The 16003-nt window shown below is 69.6% G+C and carries 22 protein-coding genes; 6 read left to right on the forward strand and 16 right to left on the reverse strand.

The features are described from left to right. Positions 1-5: 5 nt before the first annotated feature. From flgH to ACRAQ3_RS15580, 8 genes are all read right to left on the reverse strand, one after another. Complete coding sequence (gene flgH / locus ACRAQ3_RS15545) at positions 6-734, reverse strand: flagellar basal body L-ring protein FlgH (protein ID WP_432255225.1); 729 nt, start codon at positions 732-734, stop codon at positions 6-8. Positions 735-816: 82 nt separating this feature from the next. Continuing rightward, positions 817-1236 (reverse strand): flagellar basal body P-ring formation chaperone FlgA, encoded by a 420-nt coding sequence (gene flgA, locus ACRAQ3_RS15550; protein WP_432255226.1) that lies wholly within the window; start codon positions 1234-1236, stop codon positions 817-819. Next, positions 1233-2018 carry a flagellar basal-body rod protein FlgG gene (gene flgG, locus ACRAQ3_RS15555; protein WP_432255227.1) on the reverse strand — a complete coding sequence of 262 codons (786 nt, stop codon included), beginning with the start codon at positions 2016-2018 and terminating at the stop codon, positions 1233-1235. The genes flgA and flgG overlap by 4 nt, the downstream gene beginning before the upstream one ends. Before the next feature lie 9 nt (positions 2019-2027). After that, entirely contained in the window at positions 2028-2741 is a 714-nt protein-coding gene (locus tag ACRAQ3_RS15560) for a flagellar hook-basal body complex protein (protein ID WP_269397389.1), read from the reverse strand. A gap of 1 nt (position 2742) precedes the next feature. Then, positions 2743-3009 (reverse strand): flagellar biosynthetic protein FliQ, encoded by a 267-nt coding sequence (locus tag ACRAQ3_RS15565; RefSeq protein WP_373568030.1) that lies wholly within the window; start codon positions 3007-3009, stop codon positions 2743-2745. Next, positions 3009-3290, reverse strand: coding sequence for a flagellar hook-basal body complex protein FliE (gene fliE / locus ACRAQ3_RS15570; protein WP_269397390.1), 282 nt, complete (start codon positions 3288-3290; stop codon positions 3009-3011). Before fliE ends, ACRAQ3_RS15565 begins: the two co-directional genes overlap by 1 nt. A 17-nt stretch (positions 3291-3307) precedes the next feature. Further along, complete coding sequence (gene flgC, locus ACRAQ3_RS15575) at positions 3308-3700, reverse strand: flagellar basal body rod protein FlgC (RefSeq protein WP_432255228.1); 393 nt, start codon at positions 3698-3700, stop codon at positions 3308-3310. Beyond that, entirely contained in the window at positions 3700-4074 is a 375-nt protein-coding gene (locus tag ACRAQ3_RS15580) for a flagellar basal body protein (RefSeq protein WP_432255229.1), read from the reverse strand. The genes flgC and ACRAQ3_RS15580 overlap by 1 nt, the downstream gene beginning before the upstream one ends. 84 nt (positions 4075-4158) lie before the next feature. On the opposite strand from ACRAQ3_RS15580, the gene ACRAQ3_RS15585 reads away from it, so the two are divergent. Then, positions 4159-5487 (forward strand): FliI/YscN family ATPase, encoded by a 1329-nt coding sequence (locus ACRAQ3_RS15585; protein WP_432255230.1) that lies wholly within the window; start codon positions 4159-4161, stop codon positions 5485-5487. Here the strand turns inward: ACRAQ3_RS15585 and ACRAQ3_RS15590 are convergent. From ACRAQ3_RS15590 to ACRAQ3_RS15615, 6 genes are all read right to left on the reverse strand, one after another. Beyond that, on the reverse strand, positions 5478-6263 hold the full coding sequence (locus tag ACRAQ3_RS15590) for a DUF1217 domain-containing protein (RefSeq protein ID WP_432255231.1): 786 nt from the start codon (positions 6261-6263) through the stop codon (positions 5478-5480). The genes ACRAQ3_RS15585 and ACRAQ3_RS15590 overlap by 10 nt on opposite strands. Then, entirely contained in the window at positions 6260-6694 is a 435-nt protein-coding gene (flbT, locus tag ACRAQ3_RS15595) for a flagellar biosynthesis repressor FlbT (protein WP_269397395.1), read from the reverse strand. The genes ACRAQ3_RS15590 and flbT overlap by 4 nt, the downstream gene beginning before the upstream one ends. Then, a complete protein-coding gene (gene flaF / locus ACRAQ3_RS15600; RefSeq protein WP_432255232.1) occupies positions 6694-7062 on the reverse strand; it encodes a flagellar biosynthesis regulator FlaF in 369 nt (122 codons plus the stop codon). The genes flbT and flaF overlap by 1 nt, the downstream gene beginning before the upstream one ends. 118 nt (positions 7063-7180) lie before the next feature. Further along, positions 7181-8392: a flagellin gene (locus ACRAQ3_RS15605; RefSeq protein ID WP_432255233.1), complete on the reverse strand. Its 1212-nt coding sequence runs from the start codon at positions 8390-8392 to the stop codon at positions 7181-7183. Positions 8393-8613: 221 nt separating this feature from the next. Continuing rightward, on the reverse strand, positions 8614-8958 hold the full coding sequence (locus ACRAQ3_RS15610) for a flagellar biosynthesis protein FlgN (protein ID WP_432255234.1): 345 nt from the start codon (positions 8956-8958) through the stop codon (positions 8614-8616). After that, positions 8955-9248 carry a rod-binding protein gene (locus ACRAQ3_RS15615; protein ID WP_432255235.1) on the reverse strand — a complete coding sequence of 98 codons (294 nt, stop codon included), beginning with the start codon at positions 9246-9248 and terminating at the stop codon, positions 8955-8957. The genes ACRAQ3_RS15610 and ACRAQ3_RS15615 overlap by 4 nt, the downstream gene beginning before the upstream one ends. An 814-nt stretch (positions 9249-10062) precedes the next feature. Between ACRAQ3_RS15615 and ACRAQ3_RS15620 the strand changes: the two genes are divergently transcribed. After that, positions 10063-10584 carry a flagellar hook-length control protein FliK gene (locus ACRAQ3_RS15620; RefSeq protein ID WP_269397400.1) on the forward strand — a complete coding sequence of 174 codons (522 nt, stop codon included), beginning with the start codon at positions 10063-10065 and terminating at the stop codon, positions 10582-10584. 11 nt (positions 10585-10595) lie between these two features. Next, positions 10596-11258, forward strand: coding sequence for a flagellar hook capping FlgD N-terminal domain-containing protein (locus ACRAQ3_RS15625; protein ID WP_432255236.1), 663 nt, complete (start codon positions 10596-10598; stop codon positions 11256-11258). Here the strand turns inward: ACRAQ3_RS15625 and ubiB are convergent. Continuing rightward, positions 11255-12781: a 2-polyprenylphenol 6-hydroxylase gene (gene ubiB, locus ACRAQ3_RS15630; RefSeq protein ID WP_432256304.1), complete on the reverse strand. Its 1527-nt coding sequence runs from the start codon at positions 12779-12781 to the stop codon at positions 11255-11257. The genes ACRAQ3_RS15625 and ubiB overlap by 4 nt on opposite strands. Continuing rightward, a complete protein-coding gene (ubiE, locus tag ACRAQ3_RS15635) occupies positions 12778-13575 on the reverse strand; it encodes a bifunctional demethylmenaquinone methyltransferase/2-methoxy-6-polyprenyl-1,4-benzoquinol methylase UbiE (protein WP_432255237.1) in 798 nt (265 codons plus the stop codon). The genes ubiB and ubiE overlap by 4 nt, the downstream gene beginning before the upstream one ends. 30 nt (positions 13576-13605) lie before the next feature. On the opposite strand from ubiE, the gene mutM reads away from it, so the two are divergent. The 3 genes from mutM to rpsT all read left to right on the forward strand — a co-directional run bounded on the left by mutM (position 13606) and on the right by rpsT (position 15651). Next, entirely contained in the window at positions 13606-14457 is an 852-nt protein-coding gene (gene mutM, locus ACRAQ3_RS15640) for a bifunctional DNA-formamidopyrimidine glycosylase/DNA-(apurinic or apyrimidinic site) lyase (RefSeq protein ID WP_432255238.1), read from the forward strand. A 54-nt stretch (positions 14458-14511) separates the two neighbouring features. Then, positions 14512-15288 carry an enoyl-CoA hydratase-related protein gene (locus ACRAQ3_RS15645; RefSeq protein WP_269397404.1) on the forward strand — a complete coding sequence of 259 codons (777 nt, stop codon included), beginning with the start codon at positions 14512-14514 and terminating at the stop codon, positions 15286-15288. A 96-nt stretch (positions 15289-15384) separates the two neighbouring features. Beyond that, the gene (gene rpsT / locus ACRAQ3_RS15650; RefSeq protein WP_085895157.1) at positions 15385-15651 is read left to right on the forward strand and encodes a 30S ribosomal protein S20; all 267 of its coding nucleotides are present in this window, start codon (positions 15385-15387) and stop codon (positions 15649-15651) included. The last annotated feature ends 352 nt before the right edge of the window (positions 15652-16003 follow it).

Here is a 16003-nt window from a genome sequence, read left to right on the forward strand (position 1 = left end):
ATTCCTCAGAAGGGCAGCACCGAATCCACGACCTGCTGGCCGTAGCGCGGCTGCTGCGCGTCGCTGATCTGGCCGCGGCCGCCATAGGAAATCCGGGCCGAGGCGATCTTGTCATAGGTGATCTGGTTGAGACGGCTGATATCGGCGGGGTTCACGTAGCCGGTGACGATCAGCTCGCGCAGCTCGAAATTCACCCGCACCTCCTGCTGCCCCTCGATCGCGAGCACGCCGTTCGGCAGCACCTGCGTCACCGTGGCCGCGATGCGCAGCTCCAGCTGCTCGTCGCGGCGCACCGAGCCATCGCCCGAAAAGGTCGAGGCGCTGTTGAGCCCGACCCCGGGATCGAGGGTCGCGCCTTCGGGCAGGCGCCGCGCGGCTCGCTGCGGCAGGCCGAACAGGTTCGGCACCGCCATCGATTCCGAGCCGGAGCGGGAGCGGTCCGAGGCATTCGAGATCGCGGCGCTGTCGTCGATCTCGATCACCACGGTGAGGATGTCGCCCTGCTGCATCGCCCGCCTGTCACCGAGGAGCGAGCCGCGATCGCCGGTCCAGAGTGAGGCGGGGGCGAGCTGCGGCGGGTGGCTCGGCAGCTCGGTCATGTAGGGGGCGGGCGGCGCCAGCATGGCGCGCCGCTCGCCGCTCTGTTCGGGCGGCGTGAAGGCGGGCGGCCGTCCGACCGGTGCGCGGTTGCAGGCCGCGGCGGCCAGAAGCAGCAGAAAGGGGGTCAGGCGCATCTCGTCCTCGCGGCGTTCGGCCCGCTTCGGGGCCGTGGGGCGGCCCCGGCTTCGGGGGCCAAGGGGACGGCCATTCGGGCCGTCAGCGTGAGACATGCGCCATCCCGTCCGGCCCGATCCGGGCGGTAACGGTGGCGCGGGAGGCGAGGTTCATCACCCGGATCAGGTCGCCGGGTCCGGCGCGGTCCAGCGCCCGCCCCTCGGTGACGATGCGCAGCCCCGCCGCCTCGTAGATCAGCGGCAGGATCGCGTTGCGCCCCACCGTCGCGGGCGGGCCGACATCGCCGGGCCGCACCGGGCGGCCGGCATAGAGCGCGACCCGCGTCTCCAGCCCGATGATCCGCGCCGGGTCGATGACCGCGCCCAGCGCGTCGAGATCGCGCAACAGCAGATCCTCGGGGCCGATCATGGTGCGCGGCGGCAGGGTGCGCGCCGGCACCACCACCATCTCGGCCGCGGCGGGCCCGGCAAGAAGCGCCACCAGGGCGATGGGGCGGATCATCGGATCTGCACCATGGCGCCGAGCATCTGGTCGGCGGCGGAGATGACCTTGGAGTTCAGCTCGTAGCCGCGCTGCGCCTCGATCAACTCGGTCACCTCCTTGACCGGGTCGACGCTGCTCTCCTCCAGATAGCCCTGCCGCAAGGTTCCCAGACCGTCCTGGCCGGGTGCGGCGGCGAGCGAGGGGCCGGAGGCGGGGCTTTCGCGGAACAGGTTCGAGCCGATCGCCTCGAGCCCGCGCGGATTCGGGAAACCGGCGAGCGCGAACTGGCCCAGAAGCTCGGGCTCGACCCGGTCGCGGAAATGCGCATAGATCTCGCCCTCGGCGTTGATCGAGACCGATTGCGCATCGGCCGGCACCGTGACGTTGGGCACCACCGGATGCCCGTCCGAGGTCACCACCAGCCCGTCGCCGGTGAGCTTGAGCCCGCCATCGCGGGTATAGGCGGCCGATCCGTCGGGCAGCGTCACCTCGAGATAGCCCTCGCCCTCGATGGCGAGGTCGAGATCGCCCCCCGTCGCCACCGAGACGCCCGGCTGCACGATCATCGACACCGATGTGGGCCGCACGCCGAGCCCGAGCTGGATGCCGGTGGGCAGCACCGTGCCGGTGGCCGAGCTGATCGTGCCGGGGCGGGCCATCTGCTGGTAATGCAGATCCGCGAATTCGGCCCGGCGGGCGTTGTAGCCGGTGGTGTTCATGTTGGCGAGGTTGTTGGAAATCACCTCGACCCGCATCTGCTGCGCGCTCATGCCGGCGGCCGCGATCTGGAGCGTTCTCATGTCATGTCCCTACCTGCCCATGGTTTCAATGGTGCCGCGGATGCGTTCGTTCTCGCTGTCGAGAAAGCTCTGGCCGAGCTCGTAGGCGCGCTGCACCTCGATCATCCGGGCGATCTGCGCCACCGGATCGACGTTCGACTCTTCGAGAAAGCCCTGCACCATCCGTCCCTCGACCGGGATCACCCCGGCCTCAGTCCTGAACCGCACCCCATCCTCGCGGATCAGGTCCCGCGGATTTTCGGGCGCGAAGAGCCCGATCTGCCCGACCGGCTGGCCCCCGGCCGAGATCGTGCCGTCGGCGGCGATGGCCACGGGCCCCGCGCCCTGCGGCACGAAGACCGGCGCGCCGCCCGCATCCAGAAGCGGATAACCCTCCGGCGTGACGAGGTCGCCCAGCTCGTTGGGGGTAAACGCGCCCGCACGGCTCAGCCGGTCGCCAGCGGGCGTGCCGACGAGGAAGAAGCCCGGCCCCTCGATGGCGAGGTCGAAGGCACCGCCGGTGCGCGACAGCGCGCCCTGCGTCGCATCGGTCATCCGCACGCTGGCGCTGGCCATCGACAGCGAAGGCTGGCCATCGCCGGTGGCGGCGACATGCTCGGCAAAGATCATGCCCTCGGCCCGGTAGCCGGTGGTGGCGGTGTTAGCGACGTTGTTGGCCACCATCCGCATCTGCGCCATCAGCCCCGATTGCCGCGTCAGAGTCGCGTAGCCCGCGTTCTCCATCTCAGCCCCCTGCGATCTGCGGCACGATCACCCCGTGGAAGAAGGCGGTGAGCGTGGCGGTCATGAAGCCCATCGTGGCCCAGAACACCGCGACGATCGCCGCGAGCTTGGGCACGAAGGTCAGCGTCGCCTCCTGGATCGAGGTCAGCGCCTGGAACAGGCCGATCACCAGCCCGGCGGTCAGCGCGACGCTCAGGATCGGCAGGCTCGCGGTGACCGCGATCCAGAGCCCCTGGCGCATCGTGTCGAAGAACTGCTCCTGCGGCATCAGACCGGCATCCTCAGGATTTCCTGATAGGCCTCGACCACCTTGTTGCGCAGGGTCGTGACCGTCTCGACCGCCAGTTCGGCCTGAGCGAGGGACTGCACGAGGGCATGCGGGTCGCCGCCGCCTTGCATCGCGGCCATGGCGGCGCCTTCGCCGCGCGCCATGGTCGCGGCGAAATCCCGGGCCGCGGCGGCCAGCGTGGCGCCATCGCCGCCCGGCTCGGGCGTGGTGGCGGATTTCGAGGCGGCGTAATGCCGGGAGACGAGTGGGCCGAGTTCCATGACGGAATACTCCTTGATTACCGGCGCAGAAGGTCGAGCAGCGCCCGCGACATCTGCTTCACCTGGTCGAACATCTTGAGATTCGCCTCGTAGCCGCGTCCCGCCTCGCGCGAATCCGCGATCTCGATCAGCAGGTCGACATTCGAGCCCTCGTAGTGACCGTCGGGATCGGCCATCGGATGCGCGGGGTCGTAGATCCGCTCCAGCGGGCTCTGGTCGAGCCGGACCGGCCCGGCGGCGACGCTGCCGGTGGGGCGCGCGCGCGCCATCTCGGCCTCGAAGCTCACGGTCTTGCGGCGATAGCCCGGGGTGTCGCTGTTGGCGATGTTCTCGGCCACGTGGCGCAGCCGCGCGGCCTGGGCGCGCATGCCGCTCGCCGCCGCGCCGATGGCGGTGTCGAAATCGCTCATCACCGGCCTCCGAGACTGCTGCGGATCACGCCCATGGCGTGGCGATAGACCGCGAGTGCGCGGCCATGATCCGATCTGGCCGCGGCCGCCGCCATCATCTCGGTCTCCAGGGAAACGGTGTTGCCGTTCGGCGCGGCCGGTCCCGGCCGATCGGACAGGCGCGGTTCCGTGGCGCCGGTGCCGCCCAGATGGCCGGGGCGCGAGCGGCGCAGCGTGACGCCCGAGCCGGTCTCCGCCGCCACGCCGTCCACCGCCTGCGCACGAAAACCGGGTGTATCGGCATTGGCGATGTTGGCGGCGATGACGGCGGCGCGCGCGCCGCTTCGGCGGGCCAGCGTCGCGGCGGCGTCGAAGAGGTTGATCGACTGGTACATGCGGGGTTCTCCCTCGGTCGCTTCAACCCCCGATTAAGCCTGATTCCTTAAAAACGGGTTCGCGGCAGCAAGGAGGGCCTCGCCATGGACACCGATCAGGTCGATCTCGTCACCCGGGCACTGGGCCGTCTTTCGGCGCGCTCCGCGCAGGGGCGCATCGTGCAGGCCGGGGATGCGGCGCTACTGGTCTCCGGGCTGATCGGCCGGGTCCGGCTCGGCTCGCGGGTCGAGGTGGTCCGCGCCGATGGCACGCGCCTTGCCGCCGAGGTGGTGCATCTGGGCGAGACGCTGGCGCGGCTGCTGCCAGAGAGCGGGGCCGAGGGCGTGGCGGTCGGTGACCCGGTGCGTGTGCGGCCCGATCCGGTCTTTGCGCCGCATGAGGGCTGGATCGGTCGGGTGATCGATCCCGACGGTCGACCGCTCGATGGCCGGCCGCTGCTGCCGGGGCCGGTGCCGCGGGCCCGTCGCGCCGCGCCGCCGCCGCCACAGGCACGGCGCGGCTTCGGGCTCCGGCTCGACACCGGGCTTGCCGTGTTCAACACGCTGTTGCCGCTGGTGCGGGGCCAGCGCCTTGGCCTCTTCGCCGGCTCCGGTGTCGGCAAATCGACCCTTCTGGCCGATCTGGCGCGCGGGGTGGAGGCCGACATCATCGTGATCGGGCTGGTGGGCGAACGCGGGCGCGAGCTGCGCCATTTCGTGACCGAGGTGCTGGGAGAGGGCATGGCGCGCGCAGTGCTGGTTGCCGCCACCTCGGATCGCGCCGCCTCGATGCGGCGCCGCTGCGCCGAGGCGGCGACGGCGGTGGCCGAGCATTTTCGCGATGCGGGGCGGCAGGTGCTGCTGCTGATCGACAGCGTGACGCGTCATGCCGAGGCGCATCGCGAGATCGCCGCCGCCGCCGGGGAGCCTGCGAGCCTGCGCGGCTTTCCGGCCTCGACCCCCGCGGCGATCGCGCAGCTGTGCGAGCGGGCGGGGCCGGGCGCGGGCGGGCAAGGCGACATCACGGCGGTCTACACGGTGCTGGTCGCCGGTTCGGACATGGAGGAGCCTGTGGCCGACTGGCTGCGCGGCGTACTCGATGGCCATGTCGTGCTCGATCGCGGCATCGCCGAGCGCGGCCGGTTTCCCGCGGTCGATCTTCTGGCCTCGGTCTCTCGCGCGCTGCCGGCCTCGGCCAGCGGCCCCGAGAATGCGGTGCTGGCCGAGGCGCGCCGCCTGCTCGGCGCCTATGCGCGGGCCGAGCCGATGATTCAGGCCGGGCTCTATCAGGCGGGCTCCGATCCGGCCGTGGACCGGGCGCTGGCCTGCCACGCCGAACTCGACGCGTTCTTGACGCGACGCGACGCCGGTTGCGCCGCGAGCCACGCGGCGCTGCGCCGGATCCTGTCGCCGCTGCCAAAGTCTCAGCCCTGAAGCAGCATCAGCGCGATCTGGCCCGGACCGGCAGCGGCGGCCTGCGCCGCCTGCTCGCGCACCAGAAACAGCCGCACCAGTTTTTCCTGCGCGTCCGGCGCGGCGAAATCCTCGAAGCGCGAGAGGCCGAAGATCCGCTCGGCCCGGTCGCGGAACTGCTCGAGCTGCTGGTCGAGATCGATGCTGGCAAAGCTGGATGGCAGCCCCATCGCCGCCTCGAAGACCGAGCGCAGCGGCGCGTTTCCCATCATCGCGAACCAGCGCGCGTTGTCCGAAGACGCGCCTTCGATCACCTCCGCGATCGCGGCGTCGGCGTTGAGCGCCCGGCGCAGCGCATCGTCCTGCTCGCCCACCGCCGCCTCGAAACTCAGCCGCTCGTAGCGGGTGACGATCTCCTGGGCGAATGCCGGCAGGCCGGTCCGCGGGCCGAGATCGCCAAAGCCGAAGGCGCGCGAAAAGGCGGCGTAGCGCTTGTCTGCGAGCCTGCTCGACAGCGCCTCCCCTGAGGTCGTGCCGTCGGCCAAGACCTTGCGGATGAAGGCGGTCGCATCGATATCCGCACCCAGCCCGAAGGCCTCGAGCGCGACGGTCAGCAGGCGGCGGTCGCTCAAGAGGTCGTCCGGGGTCTGCACCCGCGCGATGTTGTCACGGAAATGCGCGGTGAGGCTGGCCACGCGCGGGCTTTTGGCGTGGCTTTCGGTCTGCGCCTCGAGGCTGCGCCCGAGAAAGCGCCAGCCGGCATAGCCGGAAAGCGGCAGCACCGGCTGAAAGCTCATGACGCACCGGGGGGCGGGTTCGAAGACGGGTCGGGCGACAGGCGGAACATCCGTTCCTCGCGCGGCAGCAGCGCGCGCAGCCTCTTGAGCGCGCGATAGCTTTCGCCGCCGACCGCCGCCTGGCTCGCCGCCGCGAGCAGCGCCCGGCTGTCGGCGTCGCGGAACACTTGGCTCAGCTGCTCTATCCCGGACAGGATCTGTGCATGGCCGGCCGGGGCCGGCACGTCGCCCGACAGCACCAGCTGCGCGATGTAGCACACGCGGCGGACCGGGGTGTTGGCTTCGCCCGGGCGGATCGCATCGCGCAGTCGCAGGATGTTGGCCTCGGGCGTGAGGATCGAGAACCGCGAACGACGCTCGCCATTCTCGATCACCGCGCCGTTGACGAGCAATCGCTCGCCGGGCCCCAGCTTGAGCACCAGCCCCGACATCAGGCCGCGCCCTCGTCGGGGCGGCTCGACAGCCCGCGCAGCACGGCGGTGTTGATCTCGACCAGCGCCGAGATCCCGGCCTCGCCGCGCAGCACGCGGCGGCTGTGGTGATGGGTGAACTCGGCGAGATAGAAGATGCGGGCGCGCAATGCCGGTGGCAGGCCGTTCGCGCCATCGGCCACGTCGGCGGCAAGCCGGGTCCAGAGCCGGCGATTGTCGTGCAGCGCGGCGGCGCATTGCGCGAAGCTGGCGGCGGCCTGCAGCCGCGCGGTGACGTCGCTGATCACCTGGTGTTCGGCGGAGCGCCCGGAGCGCAGGGCGATGTTGCCGGGGCCGTAGGCCCGGCGCGCTTGTTCGACGAGGTTCACGAATGGGTCCTTTCAGGACGCGGGACCAGGGGGCCGGGCTTTGCCGGGCCCTGCAGCGGTCGGTTCCGTCAGCAGCAGCTGGGCGGGGCGCTCGATCCGGCCCCCCGCCCGGGGTTCCTCAGCGGAACAGCGACATGATCGACTGCGGCGCCTGGTTGGCGATCGACAGCGACTGCACGCCGAGCTGCTGCTGCACCTGGAGCGCCTGCAGCCGGGCCGAGGTTTCCTCCATGTCGGCATCGACGAGGCTGCCGATCCCCGCCTTGAGCGAGTCGGTCAGCTGCGAGATGAAGTCGGCCTGGGTCTCGATCCGGCCCTGCACCGAACCAAAGGCCGAGGCGGCATCGATCGCCGTGTCGATCAGCGTCTCGATGGTGCCCAGCGCCGAGGCGGCGCCGGCCTGGGTCGAGACGTCGATCGCCGCCATGGTGCCCAGCCCGCCGGCCCCGGCGTTCTGGAACTGGCCCGAGATGGCGACCGATTCCGTGCCGGTGTTGGTGATCACCAGCGTGCCGGCATTGGCGATGTTGTAGTCGACCGAGACCTCGGCATCGGTGGCCTCGATCGCCGATTTCAGGTTCACGGCGATGATGTCCTCGACCGAGGTCGAGGCGATGTCGTCGGCGGTGATGGTATAGGACACTTCCTGCTCGCCGATGGTGAGCGAGATCTTGTCGCCCGCCGCATAGGTCGGATCGACGATGACGATGGTGCCGTCGTCATCGGTGCCGCCGGTGCCATCGAGCGAGAAGCCAAAGGCGTCGTCATTATCGGCCGCCAGCCCGTCGGAGCCCGTAAAGGCGGCCTTGGCGCTGTAGCCGCCGATCGCCAGATCCTGACCGGTGACGGTGATGTTCGAGGCGGTGACGTTGCCGCTCGAGTCCCGGTCGAGCGAGGACAATACGTCGGCCGATGCGGTATTGCCGTCGATCAGGTTGAGCCCGTTGAACTGGGCGGCGCTGACCACCGAGGTGATCTGGTCCTTGAGCGCGCTGACATCGGCGTTGATCTTCACGCGATCGACGTTGCCCTCCTGCGCGGCGACGATCTTGCCCTTCATCTGGGTCAGGAGGTCGGTCACGGTCTCCGAGGCCTGGCGCGCCACGGCGACGGTGGATTCGCCCAGCGCCAGGCTGTCGGAAATCGCCTTGAAGCCCTTCACGTCGGACTCCATCACCTTGGAGATCGCCCAGACGGCGGAATTGTCCTTGGCCGAGGAGACCGATTTTCCGGTCGAAATCTCGGTCTGGGTCTTGGAAAGGCTCGAATTGATCCCCTTGAGGGTCTGCAGCGCGACCATCGCGCCGTTATTGGTCAGAATGCTGGACATATGTATGGTCCCAAAGCTCGGCGGCCATCGCGCGCCGGGTTTCAATGCAGGCCCGCGCCGGGCGCGGACGTTCGGACGGCCATTCTGACGTCGCGCGGACCGGGTCGTATCCCGCCGCCATCTGTCGCCGGCTGATCCGGTGACGACCTCCTTGTCGCAAGCGGGGCTTAAGCGGGGCCTAATGCGCAGGGCCCGAATGCGGGGCATTCGACTCGAACCCTTCAGGCCCCGCGCCGCAGCGCCGGTGCGGCGGCCGTCGTGGCGGGGCGGGGCCGGCCGTCGCGGTCATAGGTGGCAAAGCCGCCCTCGACACGGCGCAGCGCGGCCGCCCGGGCCTCTCCCTCGCGCAGCCCCGCCAGCGCCGCCTCGTAGAGACGGGCATTGCGGGCCAGATCCGCTTCGATAGCGGCGAGCGCGTCCCGGCTCTGCGTCTGCGTCGACAGCGCTTCCACGAGAGCTGTCTTGGTGTCGAGCATCGGGCCCAGATTCGCCAGGCGCCCCGACAGGAGCGCCGCGCGTTCGGTTGCCAGCAGTTCGGCCAGCCGGTCCGTCAGGGGGGGCTTCATCGATCCTGCCCGCCCATGGCGGTGTAGAGTTTCCGGGCCAGCCCGATGCCGCCGGCAGCAGTCATGCGCTCGGCCTGGGCCTCGATCAGGAAGGACCGGAACTGCGCTTCGCCGGGGCCACCGCCAAAGCCCGCATGAGATGTGTCGGGATCCGACAGGCGCAGGAGTTCCGACAGGAAACCGGCCTCGAGCGCCTGGGCCGCGCGCCAGAGCGGGTCGGGGGCCGCTGGCCTGGTGTCATGCCCGGACGGTCCTGCCGGTGGCGGTGAGAGGGAGGTCTGGGGAATCATGGCAAATCTCTTCTCCACAGGGATCGGCCTCGATCATTCCGCCACCCGGTAAAGATACGGTAAGCCTTTCCGGTCATGCTGCATCCAAGCCGACACGACGAAGGGACGCCGCATGTTCGACCCGCTTCTTGGTCCGGGCAATAGACCCATCTCGCCGCGGGGAGAGATGGCCGCCTCGACGGGCGGGAAGGGTTTCGCGGCGCTGGTTTCCGAGGGAGGACGAGGACGGGACGGAACTCGGGGGGGCGAGGCCGAGGTGAGGCGCGAGGAAACCGAGGAGGTGGAGGAACCGGCGCTCGCGGTTCCGGCAGCCGCTTCGGAGAAGCCTGCCTCTACCGCGAAGAAGGCGAGCCCCTCGGATCGGGAGACCAGCCCAATTCCCCCTGCCGCCGAAGTCGGGCGAGGCGGTTCGGAACCTGCTGAGGCGGAGGCTCCGGATTTCGAAGCGGATGCGATGCCAGGATCGCACGGCCGAAGCGCGGCCGGATCGGAGACATCCGGAACGCGGTCGGTCTCAGCGATGGATGCTGCCCATCGGGAGACGCCCTTGGATGGTGCCGTCCCGACGCGCAGCGCCCATCGTGCTGATTTGGTTCAGGGAGCAGGATTTGCGCCGCACTCAGAAGGGGCAGCCCGAGGCAGCATAGTGACGCAGAGGGCCGGGATACGAAGCAGGACTGCCCCACCGAATCACGCCCCGGTTCCTGCAGTGCGGCTGGGAGATGGAGACAGGACCGACATGGCCGGGGCGGGGGAAGCTACGGTGACGGTCCGAAGAATTTCTGTTTTGGCGGGGGTTTCCTCCCCGAGGGCGGTGGCACCGGCTCCTTCGGCACCCGGCAGCGCCGAAGCGCCGGGTTTGGAGGATTGGGGCGCTCTGGTCCCGGCGGAACGGAGCCAGGCGGCAGTGGAAGAGATGCGGATTGCGACGACGCCGCGTTCGGTGGCGCAGCAAATGGCGCAACAGGCCGCCCGGATCACCGCCATGGCGGGAGGGCGGGTCGATCTAAGGCTCGATCCGGAGGAGCTGGGCCGCGTGGCGATGCAGATCCATACCGAGGGCGATCGGATCACCCTGACCATAGCTGCCGAACGCGGTGACACGACCGAGCTGATCCGGCGGCACCTGCAGGAGCTTGCCGGGGAGCTTCGCGCGCTGGGCTACCGTTCCGTCAGCCTCGGCTTCGAGGACGGACGGGGGGGCGATGGGACGCCGTCGCGAAAAGAAGGCGACCCGGATCACTGGGACCCCTTGCCGCCGGGAGAGGGGCCAGGCGCCGCAATCCCCCACCCTCCAGCGGGAGCGCCCCTCATGGGCCTCGATCTCCGTCTCTAGGAAAGGCCGACATGACCCTGTTGCCAGATGCCACCGCCCAGTTGCCGACGCCCGTTCGGGCCGAGGGCCGCACCGGTCTTACCGGCGCCGCGGATTTCCAGATGTTCCTGAAGATGCTGACGGCGCAGATCCGCAATCAGGATCCGCTCGAACCGATGGAGTCCGCCGACTACGCGGTGCAGCTCGCGACCTTTTCGGGGGTCGAGCAGCAGGTGCGGACGAACGAGCTGCTGGCGGCGCTGTCGGGAAGCCAGGGGCAGGGGGAGCTGTCGCAGGTCGCGGCCTGGGTCGGGCGCGAGATACGCGCCCCGGTGCCCGCCACATTCGACGGCGCGCCGCTGGATATCGGCTTCGAGACCCGGCCCGGGGCCGAGGCCGGCCTGCTGGTGGTGAGCGATGCCGCAGGCCGCGAGGTGATGCGCCACGAGGTCCCGCCCGGTCCGCAATCCTTTCGATGGGCCGGTACGGATGCGCGGGGCATGCCGCTGCCGGCCGGTGACTACGGCTTTGCCATCGCCAGCCTGTCCGGGGGGGAGGAGATCGGCCGCGACGTTGTCGAAACCTATGGCCGTGTGCGCGAGGCGCGGCTCGAGGCCGGGGGCGTGATGCTGCTTCTCGATGGCGGGGCGCTGGTACCTGTGGCGCAGGTCACGGCGCTGCGAGAGGCCTTCTAGACCAGCGAGGCGACCCAGCCGGCCGCCGCCGTCAGCGCCGCGCCGACGGCGACCCAGCCAAGCGGCGGCAACTCGCGCCGCCGCTCCTTCGGCTCGGGGTGGCTCTGCCGGACCAGCGCCGCCTCGGCCAGTGCGGGGAGCCGCGGCCCGAAGCGCGACAGCACCTGTATCGTGCGGCCGAGATCGCGGGCCACGGCCTTGGGGCCGATGCTTTCGCGGATGTAGTCCTCGACCACCGGGCGCGAGGCCTCCCAGATGTTGATATGCGGGTCGAGCGTCCGCGCCACGCCCTCGACCACCACCATGGTGCGCTGCAACAGGATCAGCTCGGTGCGGGTCTGCATGCCGAAGCGTTCGGTCACCTCGAACAGGTAGTTGAGCAGCCGCGCCATCGAGATCCGCGAGGCGTCCATGCCGAAGATCGGCTCGCCCACGGCGCGCAGGGCCGAGGCGAAGGCATCGACGTCGCGGTCGGCGGGGACGTAACCCGCCTCGAAATGCACCTCGGCGACGCGCTTGTAGTCCTTGCGGATGAAGCCGAAGATGATCTCGGCATAGACCCGGCGGGTGTATTCGTCGATCCGCCCCATGATCCCGAAATCGAGCGCGATCAGCGTGCCGTCGGGGCCGACCTTGAGGTTGCCCTGATGCATGTCGCCGTGGAAATAGCCGTCGCGCAGCGCATGTGCGAGGAACAGTTGCAGCACCCGGGCGGCGAGGTGCTTGCGGTCGTGACCGGCGGCGTCGATCTCGGCCACCTCGGCCGCGCCGATGCCGTCGACCCAGCCCATCGTCATGACCCGCCGCCCCGAGAGGTGCCAGCGCAGCGCCGGCACGGCGAAGCCCTCGTCCTTGGCGGTGTTGGCGGCGAACTCGGCCGCGGCGGCGGCCTCGAGCCGCAGGTCCAGCTCGCCCAGCACCACGCTCTCGAAATGCGCGATCACCTCCACGGGGCGCAGCCGGCGCGAGGCGGGCGACAACCGCTCGATCATCCGGGCGGCGAAGTAGAACGCTTCGATGTCGCGGCGAAACGCCTTTTCGATGCCGGGGCGCAGCACCTTGACCGCGACGATCTCGCCGGTCTCGGCGAGGCGCGCCCGGTGCACCTGGGCGATCGAGGCGGCGGCGACGGGCTCGGAGAACTCCGAGAAGAGCTGATCGACCGGCTGGCCCAGCTCGATCGCGATCGCCCGCTTGGCCTGCGCGGTGGGGAAGGGGGCGAGCCGGTCCTGCAGCACCCGCAGCTGCACCGCGAGCTCGTCGCCCACCACGTCCGGTCGCGTCGAGAGGATCTGGCCGAACTTGATATAGGCGGGACCTAGCGCGGTGATCGCGCGGGTGGCGGCGGGCATCTCGGGGTTGCCCTCGTAGCCGAGCCAGCGGAACGGCGCGGCGAAGAGCCGGATCGCCAGCCGCAGCGGGCGCGGCGCGTCCATCGCGTCGAGCACCACGGCCATCGCGCCGGTGCGCTCGAAGGTGGCGCCGGTGCGGATCAGCCGGATCAGGTTGTGCGGGCCCCTCAGAGCTTCCACCCCGAATGCAGGCAGGCGATGCCCATGCTCAGGTTACGGTACCTGGCCTGCTCGAAGCCCGCCGCCTCGACCATGCCGAGGAAGGTTTCCTGGTCCGGGAAGCGGCGGATCGATTCCACCAGATACTGGTAGCTGTCGCGGTCGTTCGCGATCAGCTCGCCCATCGCCGGAATGATGTTGAAGCTGTAGAGGTCGTAGGCCTTCTGCATCATCTCGTTGGGGATCTGGCTGAACTCCAGCACCATCAGGCGGCCGCCGGGGCGCAGCACCCGGAACGCCTCGTCGAGCGCCTTCTGCGGCCGGGTGACGTTCCTGATGCCGAAGCTGATCGTGTAGACGTCGAAGCTGTTATCGGGGAAGGGCAGCGCCATCGCGTCGCCCACCACCCAGTCGAGGCTGTCGCCCAGCCGCTCGGCCTCGGCCCGCTTGCGGCCCTCGACCAGCATGGATTCGGTGAGGTCGCAGACCGTGGCATGGCCATGCCCGGCGCGGCCGAGAAAGCGGAACGACACGTCGCCGGTGCCGCCGGCGACGTCGAGAAGCTTCTGGCCCGGGCGCGGCGCCAGCCAGTCCATCATCGCGTCCTTCCACAGGCGATGGATGCCGACGCTCATCACGTCGTTCATCACGTCGTAACGCGAGGCGACGGAGGTGAAGACGCCGCGCACGCGGCCTGCCTTCTCGTCCTCGGGCACCGTCTGGTAGCCGAAATGCGTGGTCTGATCGTCGCTCAAGGGTCTTGTCCCGTGCCGCCGTGATGCCTTGATAGGGCTCAGTGGCGGCATATAGCCCGCAACGTGCGAAAGAAAGAACCCATGCCCGAATTGCCAGAGGTCGAGACGGTTCGTCGCGGGCTTGCCCCCGCGATGGAGGGGGTGGTGATCGAGACCGCCCATGTGAACCGCCCCGACCTGCGCTGGCCGTTTCCCGAACGCATGGCCGAGCGGCTCGCGGGACAGCGGGTCGAGCGGCTGCGGCGGCGGTCGAAATACATCCTCGCGGACCTGTCGGGCGGCGAGACGCTGATCGTGCATCTGGGCATGTCGGGGCGGATGACCTTGTCGGGCATGAAGCTGGGCCATTTCCATCATCAGCATCCCGCGCCGGAAAAGCACGACCACGTGGTGTTCGACATGGCCAATGGCGCGCGGGTGACCTTCAACGACGCGCGCCGCTTCGGGGCGATGGATCTGGCCGCGACAGAGGCGGTCGAGGCGCACTGGCTCCTGCGCGAGATCGGGCCTGAGCCCTTGGGCAACCGCTTCGACGAGGCCTATCTCGTAAAGCGGCTCAGGGGGCGGATGGTGCCGATCAAAACCGCGCTTCTCGACCAGCGCTTGGTGGCGGGGCTCGGCAACATCTATGTCTGCGAGGTGCTGCACCGCGCCGGCATCGATCCGCGCCGCAAGGCCGGGCGGATTTCGGCGGCGCGGGTCGCCTCGCTGGTGCCGCTGATCCGGGTGGTGCTGGAGGAGGCGATCACCTCCGGGGGCTCCTCGCTCAAGGATTACCGGCAGGCCGATGGCGCGATGGGCTATTTCCAGCACGGCTTCAGGGTCTATGACCGCGAGGGCGCGGCCTGCCCGACCGCGGGCTGCGACGGCCGGGTGGACCGGATCGTGCAGTCCGGGCGTTCGACCTTCCTGTGCGCGCGCTGCCAGAGGTGACTTGATCGCCGGGGCGGGGCGGGTCAGGTTTCGCGAAAGCAGCCGGAGACAGCCATGGCCTATACTACCATCCTCGTCGAAACCGAGGACGACATCGCCACCATCACGCTCAACCGCCCGCAGGCGATGAACGCCATCAACTCGGTGCTGCTGCGCGAGCTGGTCGCCGCGCTCGATGAGGCCGACCGCTCCGACAAGGTGCGCTGCATCGTGCTGACCGGCTCGGACAAGGCCTTCGCGGCGGGCGCCGACGTGGCCGAGATGGCCGATCTGTCCTTCGTCGAGATGTATCGCCGCGCGCTCTATGCCGGCGACATGGCGCGGCTGGCGCGGATTCGCAAACCGATCATCGCGGCGGTGGCGGGCTACGCGCTGGGTGGCGGCTGCGAGCTGGCGATGGCCTGCGACATCATCATCGCCGCCGACACCGCCAAGTTCGGGCAGCCGGAGGTCAATCTCGGGATCATGGCGGGGATGGGCGGCAGCCAGCGGCTCACCCGCGCCGTGGGCAAGCCTAAGGCGATGGACATGCACCTGACGGGTCGCTTCATGTCGGCCGAGGAGGCCGAGCGCGCCGGGCTGGTGAGTCGTGTCGTGCCGGCGCGCCAGCTCGAGCAGGAGGCACGGGCGGCGGCGACGAAGATCGCCGAGAAGAGCCAGGTCTCCGTGCTCGCGATCAAGGACGCGGTGAACCGCAGCCAGGAGCTGCCGCTGACCGAGGGGCTGGCCTATGAGCGGCGGCTGTTCGAGGCGCTGTTCTCGACCGAGGACCAGGCCGAGGGCATGGCCGCCTTCCGCGAGAAGCGCGAACCGCAATACCGCGACCGCTGAGCTGTGGAAAAGGCGGCGCGACAGGTTGACTAGCGGCCGACTCGGGCTTAGAGACGCGGCTTCAGAACAGTTACCCCGCAAGTGGATTCTCGACACATGGCCAACACGCCCCAGTCCAAGAAGCGCGCTCGCCAGAACGAGCGCCGCTTCGCGATCAACAAGATGCGCCGGTCGCGCATCCGTACCTTCCTGCGCAAGGTCGAGGAGGCGATCGCCTCCGGCCAGCAGGACGCCGCCCAGGCCGCCCTGCGCGAAGCTCAGCCCGAGCTGATGCGCGGCGTCACCAAGGGTGTCGTTCACAAGAACACCGCCGCCCGCAAGATGTCGCGCCTGTCGTCGCGCGTGAAGGCGCTCGCCGCCTGATCTTGCCGCAAAGGCAAACGAATACAGAGGGGTGCCCCGAAAGGGGCGCCCCTTTTTCGTTGTCGTTTCGCTGCCGTTGCGAAAGAATCGCGGGGCTTGGCGTCACCTCGCTGTCAAGTTGATCCCTTAGGATATCGGGGCCGTCCGGAACGTGCTGTGGCGGCCTCGCACGGCTCTTGCGCGCGGCCCTTAGGATTCAGGGGACCGGTGAAATCGGCGCGGATTCGATTCAGCGGAGTCCGTCGTCAAGCGCGTTGTTCGGTTGATGACCTCCAAAGCCAGCGGCTAACTTGCCCATGCGATTCACATCGTTCCTGGGGGAACATGGACGAGTCGGCACCACGGTGGTCCG

Source organism: Limimaricola sp. AA108-03 (assembly GCF_050847355.1).
Classification (GTDB): Bacteria; Pseudomonadota; Alphaproteobacteria; order Rhodobacterales; family Rhodobacteraceae; genus Limimaricola.